This is a genomic window from Pseudomonadota bacterium, from assembly GCA_011049115.1.
Lineage (GTDB): Bacteria > Desulfobacterota > Anaeroferrophillalia > Anaeroferrophillales > Tharpellaceae > DSCM01.
The window spans coordinates 1-16,763 of the sequence record DSCM01000008.1 but is presented as its reverse complement, the minus strand read 5'-3'; the positions used below and the strand labels follow the sequence as shown (position 1 = coordinate 16,763).

Here is a 16,763-nt window from a genome sequence, read left to right as displayed (position 1 = left end):
CTGCAGCTGCAGCTGCAGCCGGTCATAAAGCCCGGGGAACTGATCTTCACTCAGCCACGGTCCCCGCTCCCGAAGCCGGCGACAGCGATGGCGGACGAAGATGAAAAAAATCAGCAGCAGGCCGCAGGCCAGGCCGAGAGCGGAGCTGGGGGAAAAAAGTTCCGCCAGGCGCGGCGGCCGGGCCGTGTAGATGAGAATGACGAAGATATAAAAGATAAAGGATTGATACATGGTTTAGGGGAAAATGTTTACCGGTCGGCGGAAAAGGTTCAGAATATTGCCGGGCACGATACTCCAGCGCGCGATTTTACCGGCTTCCAGACTGCCGTAATCCCGGTTAAGGTTCAGGGCCCGGGCCGCATTGCGGGTCAAAAGGGCGAGTCCGCTTTCCAGATCAAGTGTGCCGGGGGAAAAAGCGCAGAGAAATTCCAGCTCATGCCAGAGATTGAGATCGTGATTGGAAGTCAGGCTGTCGCTGCCGAGACAGAGATTAATGCCGGCCGCGGCGAATTGTTCCCAGGGCGCCCGGCCGACCCCGATAAAAGCGTTGCTGCGCGGGCACAGACAGACGTTGACCCGGCGGCGGGCCAGGGTTTCGATGTCGTCGGAAACGGGATGGACGCAGTGAATGGCCAGGGTGTGGCGGCTGAGCAGGCCGAGCCGCTCGGCATAACTTATCGGCGAGAGGCCGGGCGGCTTGAAATCCGGGGGCAGGATTCCGGTCTCGCGAAAAAAATCGGCCATTTCACCTCGGCCCCGATCCAGCATTTCGAGCTCGGCCGGGGATTCGGCCAGGTGCAGGGCAAAAGGTTTGTATTCTTTTTGACACCACTTGAAGGCTGCCTGCAGGGTGCTTGCCCGGGTTGAGTAAAAGGCGTGTCCGGCCCGGCAGAAATCCGCTCTTTGCGCCAGTTCGGGGTGGCTGATTTCGGCCGCCGTTGGCGGCAGTGGTATCTGCGCGGAGGCTGTGGTAAAACCGAAATGTTGCACCATGAGCCAGTGGGGGAACGCTTGTTCGTCAAGAAACGCGGTCAGCCGGGCGGCGTGGCGGTCGGCCATGTCGGCCGTAAAAACCGTGCCGCAGTCACGCAGTTCGTCTAAGGCTTGCCGCAGGGCCGTGGTCGTCGGCGGCTCATTGAGATGGGGGACCAGGCTTTTCAGCCAGGCGACAAAACCCCGGCCGCCGCTGGTCCGGCCTTGCAGATGCGAGATTTCAAGATGGGTATGGGCGTTGATCAGGCCCGGGGCCACGGTTACCGGACCCAGATCGATTTCCTGAAAATCGCCCTCATGGCGCAGCTCCCGGTAGCGGCCGACGGCCAGAATACGGCGCTCGGCGGGGTTACTTGTGATCAGCAAACCGCCGTCGTTCAGCGGCGCTTCTCCCGGCCGCAGACTCATAATGACTGCCGCCCGCAACAGTTGGGGGCGAGGATCGTGGTTCATCTCGATTTGGACGGCGCCAAGGCCGTTGGTATGATGACGCTGGTGGCGAGAGGGTCGCGGGTGGGTTGCACCCTGGGCCGAAAATCGCCAAAAGTTAATTTGGAAAAAGTATTATGTCCCCAGTTTTTAAGCTGGGGACATAATACTTTTTTCCTGTTTTTTACGTCTCAGGACAAGTGGAAATCATCCGGACTGAAAACCGAATTCGCAAAACCAGCTTGTAGCACAGATTCAGGGAGAAAGGAAACCCGCGTGGCCGGTTTTTTTATTCATGCCAGTAATGCCCTGGAGGAGCTGGCTCAGGGGCTGGCCGTTTATCTGGGCCGGAAAAAAACTGCGGCGCTGCTGAGCCCGGAAATCGTGATTCTTCCCGGTCGCGGCATGGAGCGCTGGCTTAAATTCTTTCTCGCCCGCCGGCACGGGATTGCCGCCAATCTGAGCTGTCCTTTCCCCCAGACCTTTCTCGAGAAAAACGTGCTGGCTCCCTTACGACGAACCCTGGTCGAGGCCGGCGCGGGCGAGGATGTGACCGCGCCCGACATTCTGCTCTGGCGCATTTTTTTTGCCTTGGCGGATGATTCCCTGACGAGCCGCTTTCCGGAACTTGAACATTATCTAAAAAAAACCGGGGATCAACTTTCCCGCTATCAACTGGCCGCTTCCCTGGCCGATCTTTTTAATCGTTATCTGCTGGGCCGTCCGGAACTCATTCAGGCCTGGGAACGGGGAGAAAATCCGCTTTCCCCTCTGCCGGCCGCGCACTGGCAGAAAGCGCTCTGGCAAAAACTGGTCTCCGCTCGGCCCGGGCTCCATTTCGCGGCTCTGCATCAGCAGGTTAATCGCATCATCTATCCGGAATTTTTTCCGGACCCCGCGCCTTTCGATGTCTCCGTCATCGGCGACAACCTGCCGTCCCGTCTTTTTCTTTTTGGTTTCGCGGCCCTGCCGCCGGTTTACCTGGATCTTTTCAAGGCGCTTGCGCGTTTGACCGAGGTTCATCTTTTTTATCTCAATCCCTGCGCCGAATATTGGGGTGATCAGTACCGGCCGCGGAAAAAAGCGGATTCACGCCCGGAGCCTGCCGCCGGTGGACAAAGTCCGCCTGACCCGGCCGCCGCTGCCGGTCGTCATCCGCTGCTGGCTTCCTGGGGTCGTCTGGGCCGGGCTTTTTTTGAAAATGTGAGCGCGCTTGAGGTTGATTCCTACCGCGAAACCTTCGCGGTACCGGAGGATGTCTTCCTGCTGGCCGCGCTGCAGCGGCAGATTATTTCCCTGGCGCCGCCGCCCGCGCCCCTGCCCCTGGCGGAAAATGATTTTTCCCTGCAGCTGCATCGCTGTCACGGCCGCGCCCGTGAAGTTGAAGTGCTCTACGATACGATTCTGGCAGCCCTGGAGCGGGATCCGAAGCTCGAAGTTGATGACATCTTAGTCCTGGCTCCCGATATCTCGCTGTATGCTCCTTATGTCGAGGCGGTGTTCGGGGCGCGTTCGTCGGGCGACCGGCGGCCCCGGCTCAAATTTTATCTGGTCAGAGAAGATTCCGCTCTGAGGCTGCCCGCGATCCGGATCCTGCTGACCTTGCTGCGTCTGCCGCGTGGTCGTTACAGCCTGCGGGAGCTGTTTGAACTGTTCAGTCAGGATCTGGTGCGCGGTCGTTTCGGCGTTCCGGAAACCGAGCTTGAAATCCTGGGCCTGCGGCTGCGCCAGGCGGCGATCAGTTGGGGCTTGGATGAAGCTTTTCGTCTGGAGACGGTTGGCGTCGAGTTTGCCGAACATTCTCTTGACTGGGGGCTGGAACGGTTGCTCGCGGGCTATGGCCTGGCCGGTGACGGAGTCAATCGGAACGCGATTGAAGAAAACGAACTCTGGCCCGCGCCGCCGGCTTCAGGCCTGATGCCGTTGGCCGGGATGGAAGGGGCCGAGGCCCTGGCTCTCGGCGCTTTCTGCGCTTTTGTCGCGGCCCTCAAGGACACTCGGGAGCGCCTGCGCCGGTCTCTGCCCCCTGAAGGCTGGCGCCGGGAACTTGAAACACTGCGCCGGGATTTTATGGCTTGTCCCGATAACGCCGCCCTTGAAGAATCCGGTCTTGGCCTTCTGGAGCAGGTGTTGTTTGAGCTCGGCGAGTCCTGGGACCGGGCCGCAGCGGCCCCGGCCGAGGATTCAGGTCTGGAAGTCGAAACCCTGATCGCCATCCTGGAGCAGCGTTTGCTCAGGCTTTCCGCCACCGCCGCCGTCGGCCTGAATGGGGGCGTAACTTTTGCCTCGATGCTGCAATTGCGCGCGGTTCCGGCGCGCATGATCTGTCTGCTCGGTCTTAATGACGGAGAATTCCCTCGGGGAACGAGACCGCCGTCCTATGATCTGATCGCCGCCCGGCCGCGCCCCGGGGATCGGACCGACCGCGACGAGGATCGTTATCTTTTTCTGGAAACCCTGCTCGCGGCACGCCGGACCCTGGTTTTGAGTTTCTGCGGCCGGGACCCCGGGGATAACCATCCGCGACCGCCGGCCGTGGTGGTCGGCGAGCTCATCGACTATATCGATGAATATTTCTCTTCTCCGTCCGCCGCGGCGGCGGCCCACGCGAGCTTGCTTTTTGATCATCCCCCGCAACCGTTCAGCCGACGTTATTTTAGGCCCGGGGAAACTGGAAACGGCCCCGAGCTTTTTTCCTACGACCAGAGTCAGGCCGCGGTCGCTACGGCCCTGGCCGGTCCGCCTTCGGAAACCGCGAGCGGACTGGCGACGGTTTTGGCTGAAAAACGTCCCGAGCGTCTCGAACTGGCGGAGCTGGAAAGCTTTTTTGTCAATCCGGTGCGTTTTTTTTTCAAGCAACGTCTCGGTCTGCTGGCCGAAATCAGGGTGCGGCAGGAATTTGACGAAAGTGAGCCCTTCGTGTTGGAACCCCAGGTCGCCTATCAGCTGCACGACGAGATGATCGGCTGGCTGTTGCGCCGGCGCCGGGAGGAGAGGGCCGATCCGGACGCCGTCCGCCGGGAGCTGGAAAGGCGTTTTGTCGCGGCTGGACGGTTGCCGCTGCGGGTTCCGGGGAAAATGGCTTTTCGCCGTTGCGTGCAGGACGCGCTGGCGCTGGCCGCGCGCCTTGATCCTTGCTGCGCGGTTTATCTGGAGCCTACGGACTGTTTGTTGCAGCTGCCGCTAAACGGCGCGCGGCTGCAACTGTTCTGCCGCTTTGCTTCACTTTATCGCGGCGAGGACGGTCTCTGCCGGCAGATTCTGTATCGTCCCGCCCGTGAAATCACGGAGCGTGACCGGGTCAGAACCGCGGTTTGGCATAAAGCTCTGGAAATGGCCGTTCCGCTGCCGAGGGTGCCGGAAGTTCTGGAAACCCGCTTTCAGGCTTTATTCGAAAAAGGGCTGCTGGTGCGCGCGCTCAACCCGAAGGCGGTGGTACAGGCTGATTTCGAACTGCTTCTGACTACCTTTTGCGAGGGTCTGCGGCGGCCCCTGCCTTTTTTACCGGCCCTTTCCCTGCCCTGGTACGAAACCTTTTGTAAAAAGGTTGAAAAACTGGGAGAACAGGGGGCGTTCAGGGCGGCTTGTTTCAAGTCGCAAAGCCTGTTGGCCGGGGAAAGAAATCATGCGGTTCGTGATCCTTCCTTTAATTTCTGTTTCGGCGATCGTTTCGGCGAGAAAAGTTTCTGGGAAGATTTCGCCGCGCTGGCCCGCCGTCTGGGCCCCTTGTTCATGGGGTAGAAGAGAGACCCTGAAGCGGGAAAAGAGTTTTTATGTTTTGTGAATATGATATCACCGCATATCCGCTGGATCAGGGCCGGGTCCTGATTGAAGCGGCGGCCGGATCGGGCAAGACCTATACGATTCAGTTTATTTTTCTGCGGCTTTTGCTGGAGCGCGACGATCTGCGGCCCGCCGGAATACTGGTGGTAACCTTTACCGAAGCCGCGACCGAAGAACTCAAGGATAGAATTCGTGACATCCTGCGCCAGGCCTCGCGCCGATTGGGAAATATCGCGCTGGGCGCGGCGGTGGGTGAAGATGATCTAGGTCGGGTGCTGAACCGGGCCTTGGCGCGGCCGGGGCTGAATCTGCCGCGCCTGCGCGAACGCCTGCACGGCGTCCTGGCGGCCTTTGATGAATTGGTGATTACCACCATTCATGGTTTTTGTAACCGGATTCTGAACGATTACGCCTTTGAGTGCGGGCGGCGGGGCGGCCTTGAACTGGTCCGGGAGAACCGCTCATTTTTAAAACAGGTAGCCGAGGATTACTGGCGTCGAACCTTTTATGAGGGCCGCCCGGTGCTGGCGCAAACGGTCGTCGCCCAGGGTCTGACGACCGAGGACTTGTACGCGCTGGGCGCGTTGCTGGATCAGGATCCGGAGCTGGCTTTTCTGCCGGAACAGCCGGAACATGCGAGCTGGGCGGAAGACCTTCAGGCTTACGGCACGGTTCTGGAAAAGCTGGAGCGGGTTTACACGTCCGCTTGTCGTCAAGGGTTGGCGCGGCTGCAAACCGAACGTGACGCCATTGAGCGGGCCCTGTTTGCCGACCAGGCGCTGAAAAAAAATCTCTGGCGGCCGGAGAACTTCGCCGAATATGCCGAGGCCCTGGCTGAACTGCTGGCGGCGGCCGACTGGCTCGATGAGAACGGACTGGCGCTGCTTGAACGTTTTACGAACGCGGGTCTGGAACGGCGGCTGAAACAAAAGCGGTTGCGGCCTGAGCATCCTTTTTTTGACTGGGCCCAGGAACTGTATGCCGTGGTTCAGGATTACCATGTCACGGCGGCGGCTTTGCTGGTCGCCGTCAAGCGTGATTTTATCGCCTACGCCAGTGGCCCGGCGGGGCTGGAAGCCTGTAAAAGAAGGGCGCACCAGCAGGGTTACAGCGATTTTCTTACCGGCCTGCGCCAGGCTCTGACGGGCGCGGCCGGACGGGTTCTGCGGCGGCTGACCGGAGAGCGCTTCAAGGTAGCCCTGGTGGACGAATTTCAGGATACCGATCCGGTCCAGAATACGATTTTTAATGCTCTTTTTCGGCAGCCCGGCCTGCTTTATTATCGTATCGGCGATCCGAAACAGTCCATTTATGGTTTTCGCGGCGCCGATATCTTTTCTTACCTGGAGGCCGCTCGGGAAAACGATCAGCGGCGCGCCACCCTGGATTGTAACTATCGGTCGACCCCGGAGCTGCTGCAGGCGCTCAATTATCTTTTTCAGGGGCCTTCTCCCTTTTTACTTGACGGCATTGATTATCGGCCCATGCGCAGCGGGGGTCCGGCCCGACTGCAGCTTTTTATCGACTCCGAACCGGCCGCGCCGCTTACCTTCTGGCATCTGCCCGGAGAAGATTCGCGTCCGCTTTCCTCCTATGAGGCCGGCAGCCGCATCAGCGGCGCGGTCGCGGATCGTTGTGTTGAACTTCTACGGCTGGCCCGGGAGGAAAACCGCAGCGGCTGGCGGGCCGAACTCGTCGAAACCGAAAGCGGTCGGCGCCGTCCTCTGCGAGCCTCGGATATTGCCGTGTTGACCTCCACCAATCGGGAAGCGAAACAGCTCTGGGAACTTTGTCTGGCCCGGGGACTGCCGGCCCTGGTGACGGCGACCGGCGATCTCTGGCGAAGCCGCGAAGCCCGCGATCTGTTCCTTTTCCTGCGGGCTGTCCTGGCCCCGGATAACGATCGTTATCTTGCGACCGCTCTGGGGACCTGTCTGCTGGGTCTGTCCGGCGCTCGTCTGGCGGCCTTTCATGAAACCCCGGAAGGCGGCGGTTCATCGGCGGCGGAGCCCTGGCGCGCCGAGTATGAAGCCTGGCGTGGGGCTTTTTTTCAGGGTCGTGAGACCTGGCGTAAACATGGTTTGCCGGCCCTGCTCTCCACGTTTCCGGATTTTACCGGCGTGGAGCCGCGGCCCGAGACCGCCAGGGAGTTTCCTCTGCATCTGGCCAGGGGGCGAAAGGGGGAAAGGGCGCTGACCAATTTCCTGCATCTGCGTGAGGTGCTGCATGAGACCGAACGGGAAAATCTTTTTTCACCGGCCGCTTTGTTGCTCTGGTTTGAGCGCCGGCTTGAGGAGGGGACAGACGGTGAAAAAAAGGAATCTGAACTGAAACTTGAAAGTGAAGCCGACGCTATTCGTATCATGACCGTGCATAAAAGCAAGGGCCTTGAGTTTCCCGTGGTTTTCGCTACCTTTTTGTGGTCGCGCGGCTTCAGTCCCGGTAACGGAAAAAATTTGCGCGGTTCCTTTCATCAACCTCGTCCCGAAGGTGGGTTTCGGCGTTGTCTGGATCTTTCCGCCAGATCCGACCCGATGATCGGCGAGGTGGTTGCGGCCGAGGAACTGGCCGAGCAGCTCAGACTTTTTTACGTGGCCGTGACTCGGGCCGTGACCGCGCTCTATCTGGCCTGGCCGCAGACCCGGAACAGTGGGAAAACGGCGCTGATGTATCTGCGCCGCCCGCCCCGGAATGAAGCTGAACGGCGGGAGTTTCTGCTGAACGGGGCCGCGGCCGCCAGCTCGGAGCTGATCAATGACGAGCGCTCTCGGCGTTGGGAAACGGCGCCCGGGATAGTCGGGGCCATTCCCCAAGAACAGGGCCTTTGTCTGACGGCGGAGACTTTCGGGCGGCCGGAAGTATTCCGGGCGCGAAATTTTACCCGGCCGCTGCTTCCTGCGGCCGGCATTTTAAGCTTTTCCCGGTTGACCGGGGCGGAGCGGCAGAGCTTCAGCGCCGCTTCCAGACCGGCGCCGCCGGCGGCGGGCGCGGCTCCGGAATGTTCAGCGGCCTCGCCGCTGGCCGCTTTTCCGGGCGGCACGGCAACCGGCAACGCCGTGCATGAAATTTTTGAAAAGATCGATTTTTCTCTTTTCGCGGCCGCCGGCAAACAGCCGGAGGGAACGCCGCGCACGATTATCCGCCGGGCCCTGGAACGTTTCGGGCTGGGGGAAGGGGACGCTGCCGCGCCCGCAGCGGACGGCGGCAGCCGGCGGGAACGTTTGCTTCTCAAGCTTCTTGAACTGGTTCTGCAGACTCCGCTGCCGGGGCCGGATGGCGCTTTCCGGCTTGCCGACCCCGCTCTGGAACGGGTGCGGGAAATGGAATTCTGGTTGCCGCTGGCGGCTTTTCCGCCAGCTGAAAAACTGACGGCGCTTTTTAAATCCTCGGGGTTGCCGGCTTTTTCGCATCTGCCCCGGGAACAGCTTGAGCGCTGGCGTTTCAGCTTTGCCGGGTCCCAACCGGAACGCGGATTTCTCAATGGTTACATCGACCTGGTGTTTTCTTATCGGGGACGTTATTATCTGCTGGACTGGAAAACCAATAATCTGGGTCCGAGCTGGGGCGATTATAGGGCCGCGGCCCTGCAACAGAATATCCTTGAGGAAGATTATCTTCTGCAGTACCATCTTTACCTGATCGCCTTGCATCGTTTTCTTGCCGCCCATCTCGTCGACTATGACTATGACCGGCATTGTGGCGGAGTTTATTATCTATATCTGCGGGGAATTAACGGTAATGACGCCGCGACCGGGGTTTTTTACGACCGCCCGTCCCGGTTTCTGGTCGAAACCCTGGCCCAAATGGTCTGCGGCGACCCGGTTGGGCCTTGAGCGTCGTATTAGCCAAACGGCCTGTGTTGGTGTTTATTACGAGTCCGGCAAACATCGCCGACTCGCAAAAAGGAAGCGCGAATGGCGTGTGAAGAGATAGCCCGGCTTGAAGCTCTGGTGACTCCCGGGCCTTTTGATTATATAGATATTCATTTCGCCCGGCTGGTCTGTCGTCGAGCCGGGGATGAAAGCTGTTGGCCTCTGTATCTTGCGGCTTTGCTGGCGGGCCATGTGGTTAACCGGCGGCGTCAGGTCTGTTTGCCGTTGCGTGCTCTGCCGTCGGATCTGGCGGCCTGGCTGGGCCTTGCGGAGGACGTGGAAACTGATGTCGTCCGGGCTTCGCCGACGGCAGACGAGGCGTTTCTTGCCCCGGAGTTTTTTTACGATGTGACCCGCTTTGCGGAGGCGGAGAGGCCGGGCGATGATTTGGCCCCGGGGCTGGAGTGGCCACCGGACTGGGAGAATTTTCTGCGCGCCCATCCCGCGGTCGCCGGTCCTGAGGAAGCCTTTTCGCGGCGGCAGCTGCTGGTTCTTGACGATGACGGCCGTCTTTATCTGCAACGCTACTACGAGGCTGAGCAGCGGCTGGCGGGCTTGATTCGGCAACGGCTCGCGGTCGCGCCCCGGCCTCTGACGCCGGAGCCGTTTTTCCGGGAAAACTTAGCGCCGCGTTTTCTCGGCCCGGATGACAGCTTGCAGGCCGCGGCGGTCTGCGCCGGCTTGCGGAATCGTTTTACGTTGATCAGCGGAGGGCCGGGGTGCGGTAAGACCGCGGTGCTGGCCGCGATCGCGGCCTTGGTGGCGGCGGGTGACCCAGGTGCCCGGATGGCGCTGTGCGCTCCGACCGGCCTGGCCCAGGCCCGGCTCCGCCAGGCCCTGCTGGCGGAGCTTGAGGCTTTCGTCTGTCCCTTGGAGCTGCGGGAAAGATTGAGCCTCCTGCCCGCGACCACAATTCATCGTTTGTTGGGCTATCGGCCGGGAGCGGGCTACCTTTATCATCGCGACCATCGCCTGCCTTTTGACCTGTTGATTGTCGACGAGGCTTCCATGGTGCCGTTGGCCCTGATGGCGGCCTTGTTCGCCGCGCTGCCGGATGAATGCGCGGTGATTCTTTCCGGGGATCGTTACCAATTGGCTTCTGTCGAGGCCGGAGCGGTTTTTGCCGAACTTTGCTCGGCGGCCGGCGCTAACTGTTTTTCCCCGGCTTTCCTGGCTGACTTTAGGACTCTGACGCAAACGACCCGCCCCGGCCTGCCTGCGACCCGGGAACATTGCCTGCAGGATCACCTGGTTGAGCTCAAAAAAAGTCATCGGTTTTTGCCGGGTGGGGAAATTGACCGTCTGCAACGCGCCCTGCTGGCTGCAGCCGAGGATCAGGGTTTTGCCGAGCTTTGCCGCAGCCACAGCGCCGGTGAAATCGCCCTTTGCCGGTTGCCGCCGGGAAACGCCGCGGCCGAGTCTGCCCGTCGGCGCCTGGCGGAGCTTACAGTCTTACTGGCGGGTCGGGAAGTTCCCCTGGCGGCCTTTGCCGAGCTTGATGAGTTGTCTTTGGCCTTTGCTTTTCTGGAAAGCTTCAGGGTTCTGGCTCCGTTGCGCCGGGGGCCCTGCGGCGTCGATAACCTCAATCGTCTGCTGCCTGCGGTCTTTGGTTTACGGCCCCAGGGCCTCTATTACCAGGGACAGGCTCTGCTGATGGTCAATAACGCTCCGCAGCTGGGGCTTTTTAATGGTGATGTCGGGCTGGTCCGGCCCGATGCGGCGGGAAGACTGAAGGTCTGGTTTAAAAGGACGGATGGTGATTTCGCCGTCTTTTCCCCTCGGCGTCTGCCGGCCCACGAAAACGCTTTCGCGCTGACCGTGCATAAAGCTCAGGGTTCGGGTTATAATCGGGTCGTGCTTTTTTGGCCGGAACATGATACACCTTTTCTGACCCGTGAAATGATGTATACAGCGGTGACCCGGGCGGCGAGCAAGCTTGAAATCTGGATGCCGGGAAAGGACCGCGCCGCACTGATCGCGGGCCTTGAACGGGCTCGTTGCCGCCGGGTCGAGCGCCCCGGCGGCTTACGCCACAGTCTTGGTTTTTGAGGAGGGAAGTCTCCGTTGGTTTTGGGCCGCGACCGTGGGCTCTGTTACCCGGAAATGGACGGCTTATGTCAAAGGCCGGGGTAGTTCGGCTTTTTAACCGAAGGTGGAATATAATTTATGAAACATCGCCTGATAAGCCTGGAAAAGGTCCTTTTATTATTGTTTATTGCTCTGCTCGGCGGAGCCTTCTTCTTTGTTTTTCATGATCCCGAACCCTTCCGCGAGGAAATAAGGGTTGAAAACAAAGCGGCCCCGGCGGCCGCCGGGCAAGGGCTTTCCCCGCGACCTTCAAATTTGTCCCATGTTTCACCGCCGGAGGTGGCTCCGGTTGCGCCCGTGGAGTCACGGCCTGAGCCGCAAGCGCCGCCGGCGGTTGTGTCGCCGGAAGTTAAAACCCCGAGGGCTGATTTCGGTATTCAGGGCGTGGTCTTTGTCAGGGCCAGCGGCTTGCCGCTGGCCAACTGCGAGGTCGCTTTTCTTGATCACCGGGTGTTGACCGACAGCCGGGGGGAGTTCAGTTTCTGGCAGACGGAGGGGGTCGGAACCCTGCGTTTTTCCTGTCAGGGTTATCGGTCGCGAATGATAAAAAATTTTCGCATCGGGGCGGGAGACTTTTTATCCCATCTCGAGGTGTTTATGGCCGAGGTGGATGATCCCGAACCCGGCCGGATAGAGGTTAACGGCATCAGCGGCCGGGTTTACGACCAACTCAGCGGGGCTCCACTGGCCGGGGCCAGAATCGTCGTCGGCGCTTCCCAGACGAAAACTGATGCCGCCGGCTTTTTTGAGCTTTGGGGCAATGACAGTGGTCTGGTGACGATGCTGGTTTCCACGGCTGAACATGTCAGTGAGATGGTTTCCGGAATCGATTTTGATAATCGCAACCATCCTTATTTCTTTGAGATTTTTCTGGAAAGAAAACCGGCCGATGGGCAACCGCGTCTGGCGCTGGTCGGTATCGGCGTGCGGATGGTTAAAAGTGAACGGGGTTACGAAATCGCCGACATTCTGGCCGATTCGCCGGCGGCCCGGGAAGGCTTGCTTACCGGTGATCGCCTGCTCGCGGTAGACCGTCTGGCGGTGGATGATTTTTCCTTGCAGGAGGTGGTAGAACTGATTCGGGGGCAGGCCGAGGAACCGGTAACCCTGATGGTCGAACGCGAGGGTAATCTCATCGAAGTGGTCTGCGTGCGCGAGCGGGTGCTTTATTGAAGCGTCGCTTTTTTCCTGGCTTCCTTGTCCTGGTAGAGATTCAGGTCGGCGGCCTTTTTAAGATCATCGGCCCCGGCCGCCGGAGTTGACGGAAAGGATGCGAGTCCAGCGCTCATCTTAATTTCCAGGGGTTTACCGCAGTCGCTTTTAACCTGGGTCAGCGCCGCCAGACGCCGCAATTTTTCAATGATCAGCCGAGCATGCTCCAGGTCGGTGTCGGGGAGAATGATCGTGAATTCGTCGCCCCCGTAGCGCAGACCGGTATCGTGGCGGCGAATGTTATCCTTGAGCAGCTTGCCGGTTGCGGCCAGGACCCGGTCTCCGGCCGTATGCCCGAACTGGTCATTGATCTGTTTGAAGTCGTCCAGGTCGATCATAATCAGGCTTAAAGGGTGATTGTAGCGCTGGGCCCGGGCGAATTCCAGCGGTAGAATCTCATCCATGGCGCGGCGGTTATAGAGACCGGTGAGTTGGTCGGTACGCATTAGTTTGCGCAGCTGAGTCATCAGCAGACTGTTTTCGATTACCGTGGCCAGTTTGCGGCCCAGGCTTTCGACCGCGTCAGTGGCGGTTCCTGGGACGAATTTTTTCGGGTCGGGGCTGGCCAGATTAAGCAGACCGAGAGCCCGTCCCCGGCTCAGCATCGGGATCAGGGCGTATGAACCGATGGGCAGTTTTTCCAGGTTGGCTTTTTCCGGCAGGCTTTGCAACGCTTCATTGTAACCATTTGAGATAAAAGGTAAATTTTCCGGAAAGAAGCGCTGATAATCCTCTTTGCTGATAAAGCTCAGACCCGGCAGGCTCTGCGGTTCATCGTCGTTCGCAGCGTGGGTTGAGATCATGATCTGCTGCCCTTTCAGGCTGACGACACTCTCGATATTGCCGATCAGGGAAAGCCCGGCGATGGGAATTGAGAATTCATCCTTTAACAGCTTTTTGAGCTCCTGAAGCATGTTTTCAAGATCAACGGCCTTGAGCACTCTATCTTCCAGCTCGGCGAACTTCCTGTGCTGCAGTTCTCGTTCGCGGGCCAGTTGTTCAATGGTTGCCAGAGTGCGTCTAAGTTCCTGATTGCTGTCCCGGAGGTCCTGGTTTTCCTTGAATATTTTTTCAAAAAGAGCTTTATTGGCGTCAATGACAATGTTTTTTGGGTTTGCTTCGGAGCTCATCTTTTTCTCTTATTCCGGCATGGTCTGAAAGGTTACGAGAGGGCATTTCCGGCAGCGTGGTTGTCGAAAGCGGCAGAAATTTTTGCCGCATTCGACCAGCAGGGCGTGAAACTCATTAAAAAGGGCCGGATCAGGCGGCAACCGGCGGCTGAAAAAATCCTGAGCCTCCCGGTAGCCGGCCGTTTCCGGCAGCCAGCCGTGGCGTTTGCAGATTCTTAAGGTATAGGCATCGATCACAAAAAGCGGACGGGCAAAGGCGTAAAGGAGAATACTGTCAGCGGTCTCCGGTCCGATGCCCGTTAAATTGAGAAACCACTCTTGTAAGGCGGGGGTGGTTTTTTGTTGGAGTCGGTCGAAGCCTCCGGCCTCAAGAAAGGCCGTCGCTAGGGTTCTGAGCCGCGTGCTTTTCTGGCGAAAATATCCGGACGGGCGCAAATCCTCCTGCAGCTCGCTCACTGGCGCCGCAGCAATGGCCGCCAGTGAGAGCCGCTGCCGCCAACGCAGATTGTCAAGGGCTCTTTCCACATTTTTCCAGCTGGTGTTCTGGGTCAGCAGGGCGCCGATGATCATCTCTTCCGGCCCTTCGGCCGGCCACCAGTGGCGCGGGCCGAAGGCGGCCAGAAGACAGTTGAAAACGTCTTTCAGATCGCAGGGTTCAGACATCCTGTAAAGCGGCTTGGGCGGCGGCTAGCCGGGCGATCGGAACGCGGAAGGGTGAACAGCTGACATAGTCAAAAGCCGTGCGATGGCAGAATGCTATGGAAGCCGGTTCGCCGCCGTGTTCGCCGCAGATACCGATTTTGAGCTCGGGCCGGGTTGTGCGCCCGCGCATGACTCCGATTTCCATCAGGGCCCCAACCCCTTCGATATCAATTGAGACAAAGGGATCTTGGGGGAAAATTTTCTGTTCGATATAAGCGGGCAGAAACTTGCCGGCGTCATCGCGGCTCAGGCCGTAAGTGGTCTGGGTCAGATCGTTGGTGCCGAAGGAGAAAAACTCGGCCTCTTCGGCGATGACAGCGGCGGTCAGAGCGGCCCGGGGCAGTTCGATCATGGTGCCGATCAGATAGTCGAGTTTGACACCGTAGTCGGCTATAATGGCGTCGCAGATGGCGAGGCTGCGTTTTTTCAGAAATCTGAGCTCGTTGACATCGGCGACCAGCGGAATCATGATTTCCGGAATCACCGCAAAGCCCGCTTTAGCGACTTCACAGGCGGCTTCCATGATCGCCCTAACCTGCATGGCGTAAATTTCCGGATAGACGATACCGAGGCGGCAGCCGCGGTGACCGAGCATGGGATTGAATTCGTGCAGGGCTTCGGTTCTTTCCTGCAGGGCAGCCTGGGAAATGCCCATGACAGCGGCCAGTTCCTTGATGTCGGCTTCTTCCTGAGGCAGAAATTCATGCAGGGGTGGGTCCAGCAGGCGGATGGTGACCGGTAGGCCCTGCATGGCCTTGAAAATGCCGATGAAATCGGATTTCTGGGCGGGCAGCAGTTTGGCCAGGGCCTGTTCGCGTCCGGCCAGGGTATCGGCGAGAATCATCTCACGCACGGCCTTGATGCGCTCCTCTTCAAAGAACATGTGTTCGGTCCGGCACAGCCCGATGCCCTCGGCGCCGAACCGCCGCGCGACTTCGGCGTCATGGGGGGTGTCGGCATTGGTTCTGACCTTGAGTCGGCGAAATTGATCCACCCAGCTCATGAAGGTCGCGAATTCACCGGTCAGCTGAGGGGTAATGGTCGGAATTTCGCCGGCGAAAACCTCACCGGTGGATCCGTCCAGGGTGATGCGCTCGCCTTTTTTAAAGATCCGCCGGCCGACTTTGAAGGCGTTGTTCTGATAGTCCACGACCACGGCGCCGCAACCGGCAACACAGCATTTACCCATACCCCGAGCAACGACGGCCGCGTGTGAGGTCATGCCGCCGCGCGAGGTCAGAATGCCTTCGGCGGCGTTCATGCCGTTGATATCCTCAGGCGAGGTTTCCGCTCGGACAAGAATCACCTTCCGACCCGTGTCATGCAGGGCTTCGGCTTCGTCGGCGTTGAAGACAATTTCACCGCAGGCGGCTCCGGGTGAAGCCGGTAGTCCTTTGGCCAGCAGATCCCGGGGCGCGGCCGGGTCCAGGGTCGGATGTAAAAGTTTGTCGAGTTTGTCGGGTTCCACGCGCAAAACGGCTTCGCGCTTGTCGATCAGCCCTTCATTGGCCATGTCCACCGCGATTTTGATCGCGGCGTTGACCGTGCGTTTACCGGTACGGGTCTGCAGCAACCAGAGTTTATGGTTTTCAATGGTAAATTCAATGTCCTGCATTTCGCGGTAGTGAGCCTCGAGTTTTTGATAAACCTCGACCAGCTGGCGGTAGAGATCGGGCATGACGATTTCGAGGGAAGGCAGGTTGGAATCCTTGCGCCCGGCTTCATTGATCGGTTGCGGCGTACGAATTCCGGCCACCACATCCTCGCCCTGAGCATTGACCAGGAATTCTCCATAGAAACGGTTTTCACCGGTGGAAGGGTCGCGAGTGAAGGCCACGCCGGTGGCGCACTCTTCGCCCATGTTGCCGAAAACCATAGCCTGAACATTGACCGCGGTGCCCCAGTGGTCGGGAATGTTGTTGATCTTGCGATAGGTTTCAGCTCGCTTGGTATTCCAGGAACTGAAAACCGCGCTGATCGCTCCCCAGAGTTGGACAAAAGGATCTTCCGGAAAATCCCGGCCCGTCAGTTCCCGCACCCGCGCCTTGAGTTTGAGCACCAGTTCCCGCAGCGTCTCGGCGTCTAGTTCAGTGTCCAGCGCGACCCCTTTTTTCTCCTTGGCTTCTTCCAGCAGTTCCTCAAGTTTATCGCCGTCGATACCCATGACCACGTTGCCGTACATCTGAATGAAGCGGCGATAGCTGTCATAGGCGAAGCGGGGGTTGCCGGAGCCGGCGATAAGCCCCTGGACGGTGTCGTCGTTGAGCCCCAGGTTGAGAACCGTATCCATCATGCCCGGCATCGAGACCCGGGCCCCGGAACGCACCGAAAAAAGCAGGGGCCGGGAACGATCGCCGAAACCCTTGTCCATGGTGCCCTCGGTGCGGAGAATGGCCTCTCTGACCTGCTCTTCAAGACCGTCCGGATAGCGGCGCTGGTTTTCATAAAAAGCCACGCAGGCCGCGGTCGTGATCGTGAAACCCGGGGGGACAGGTATACCGAGGTTGATCATTTCCGCCAGATTCGCGCCCTTGCCGCCCAGCAGGTTACGCAT

Annotated in this window: 9 protein-coding genes; 4 read left to right on the top strand and 5 right to left on the bottom strand. The window is 59.4% G+C overall.

Going from position 1 to position 16,763, the window contains the following annotated elements; all coding sequences use genetic code 11:
* Both ENN66_00940 and ENN66_00935 read right to left on the bottom strand, forming a co-directional pair.
* Window positions 1–231: hypothetical protein (locus ENN66_00940; GenBank protein ID HDS15200.1), on the bottom strand; the 231-nt coding region annotated here is incomplete at its 3' end.
* 3 nt (window positions 232–234) lie between these two features.
* The gene (locus ENN66_00935) at window positions 235–1,446 is read right to left on the bottom strand and encodes an S-adenosylhomocysteine deaminase (GenBank protein ID HDS15199.1); all 1,212 of its coding nucleotides are present in this window, start codon (window positions 1,444–1,446) and stop codon (window positions 235–237) included.
* Here ENN66_00935 and recC point away from each other — a divergent pair.
* From recC to ENN66_00915, 4 genes are all read left to right on the top strand, one after another.
* On the top strand, window positions 1,141–5,163 hold the full coding sequence (gene recC / locus ENN66_00930; GenBank protein HDS15198.1) for an exodeoxyribonuclease V subunit gamma: 4,023 nt from the start codon (window positions 1,141–1,143) through the stop codon (window positions 5,161–5,163). The two genes, ENN66_00935 and recC, sit on opposite strands and share 306 nt — an antisense overlap.
* Window positions 5,164–5,195: 32 nt before the next feature.
* A complete protein-coding gene (locus ENN66_00925) occupies window positions 5,196–9,038 on the top strand; it encodes a hypothetical protein (GenBank protein HDS15197.1) in 3,843 nt (1,280 codons plus the stop codon).
* An 81-nt stretch (window positions 9,039–9,119) separates the two neighbouring features.
* Window positions 9,120–11,126 (top strand): exodeoxyribonuclease V subunit alpha, encoded by a 2,007-nt coding sequence (gene recD, locus ENN66_00920; protein ID HDS15196.1) that lies wholly within the window; start codon window positions 9,120–9,122, stop codon window positions 11,124–11,126.
* A gap of 117 nt (window positions 11,127–11,243) precedes the next feature.
* Window positions 11,244–12,338, top strand: coding sequence for a PDZ domain-containing protein (locus ENN66_00915; protein HDS15195.1), 1,095 nt, complete (start codon window positions 11,244–11,246; stop codon window positions 12,336–12,338).
* Here the strand turns inward: ENN66_00915 and ENN66_00910 are convergent.
* The 3 genes from ENN66_00910 to ENN66_00900 form a co-directional block, all read right to left on the bottom strand.
* On the bottom strand, window positions 12,332–13,507 hold the full coding sequence (locus ENN66_00910) for a sensor domain-containing diguanylate cyclase (protein ID HDS15194.1): 1,176 nt from the start codon (window positions 13,505–13,507) through the stop codon (window positions 12,332–12,334). The genes ENN66_00915 and ENN66_00910 overlap by 7 nt on opposite strands.
* Before the next feature lie 9 nt (window positions 13,508–13,516).
* Window positions 13,517–14,170, bottom strand: coding sequence for an endonuclease III domain-containing protein (locus ENN66_00905; GenBank protein ID HDS15193.1), 654 nt, complete (start codon window positions 14,168–14,170; stop codon window positions 13,517–13,519).
* On the bottom strand, window positions 14,163–16,763 hold a 2,601-nt coding region (locus tag ENN66_00900), incomplete at its 5' end, for a pyruvate, phosphate dikinase (GenBank protein HDS15192.1). The genes ENN66_00900 and ENN66_00905, both read right to left, overlap by 8 nt.

Excerpts from the sequence above, each read along its gene's own strand:
- recC (HDS15198.1), top strand. The coding sequence starts at position 1,141 with ATGGGGGACCAGGCTTTTCAGCCAGGCGACAAAACCCCGGCCGCCGCT.
- ENN66_00935 (HDS15199.1), bottom strand. The coding sequence starts at position 1,446 with ATGAACCACGATCCTCGCCCCCAACTGTTGCGGGCGGCAGTCATTATG.
- ENN66_00925 (HDS15197.1), top strand. The coding sequence starts at position 5,196 with ATGTTTTGTGAATATGATATCACCGCATATCCGCTGGATCAGGGCCGG.
- recD (HDS15196.1), top strand. The coding sequence starts at position 9,120 with ATGGCGTGTGAAGAGATAGCCCGGCTTGAAGCTCTGGTGACTCCCGGG.
- ENN66_00915 (HDS15195.1), top strand. The coding sequence starts at position 11,244 with ATGAAACATCGCCTGATAAGCCTGGAAAAGGTCCTTTTATTATTGTTT.
- ENN66_00910 (HDS15194.1), bottom strand. The coding sequence starts at position 13,507 with ATGAGCTCCGAAGCAAACCCAAAAAACATTGTCATTGACGCCAATAAA.
- ENN66_00905 (HDS15193.1), bottom strand. The coding sequence starts at position 14,170 with ATGTCTGAACCCTGCGATCTGAAAGACGTTTTCAACTGTCTTCTGGCC.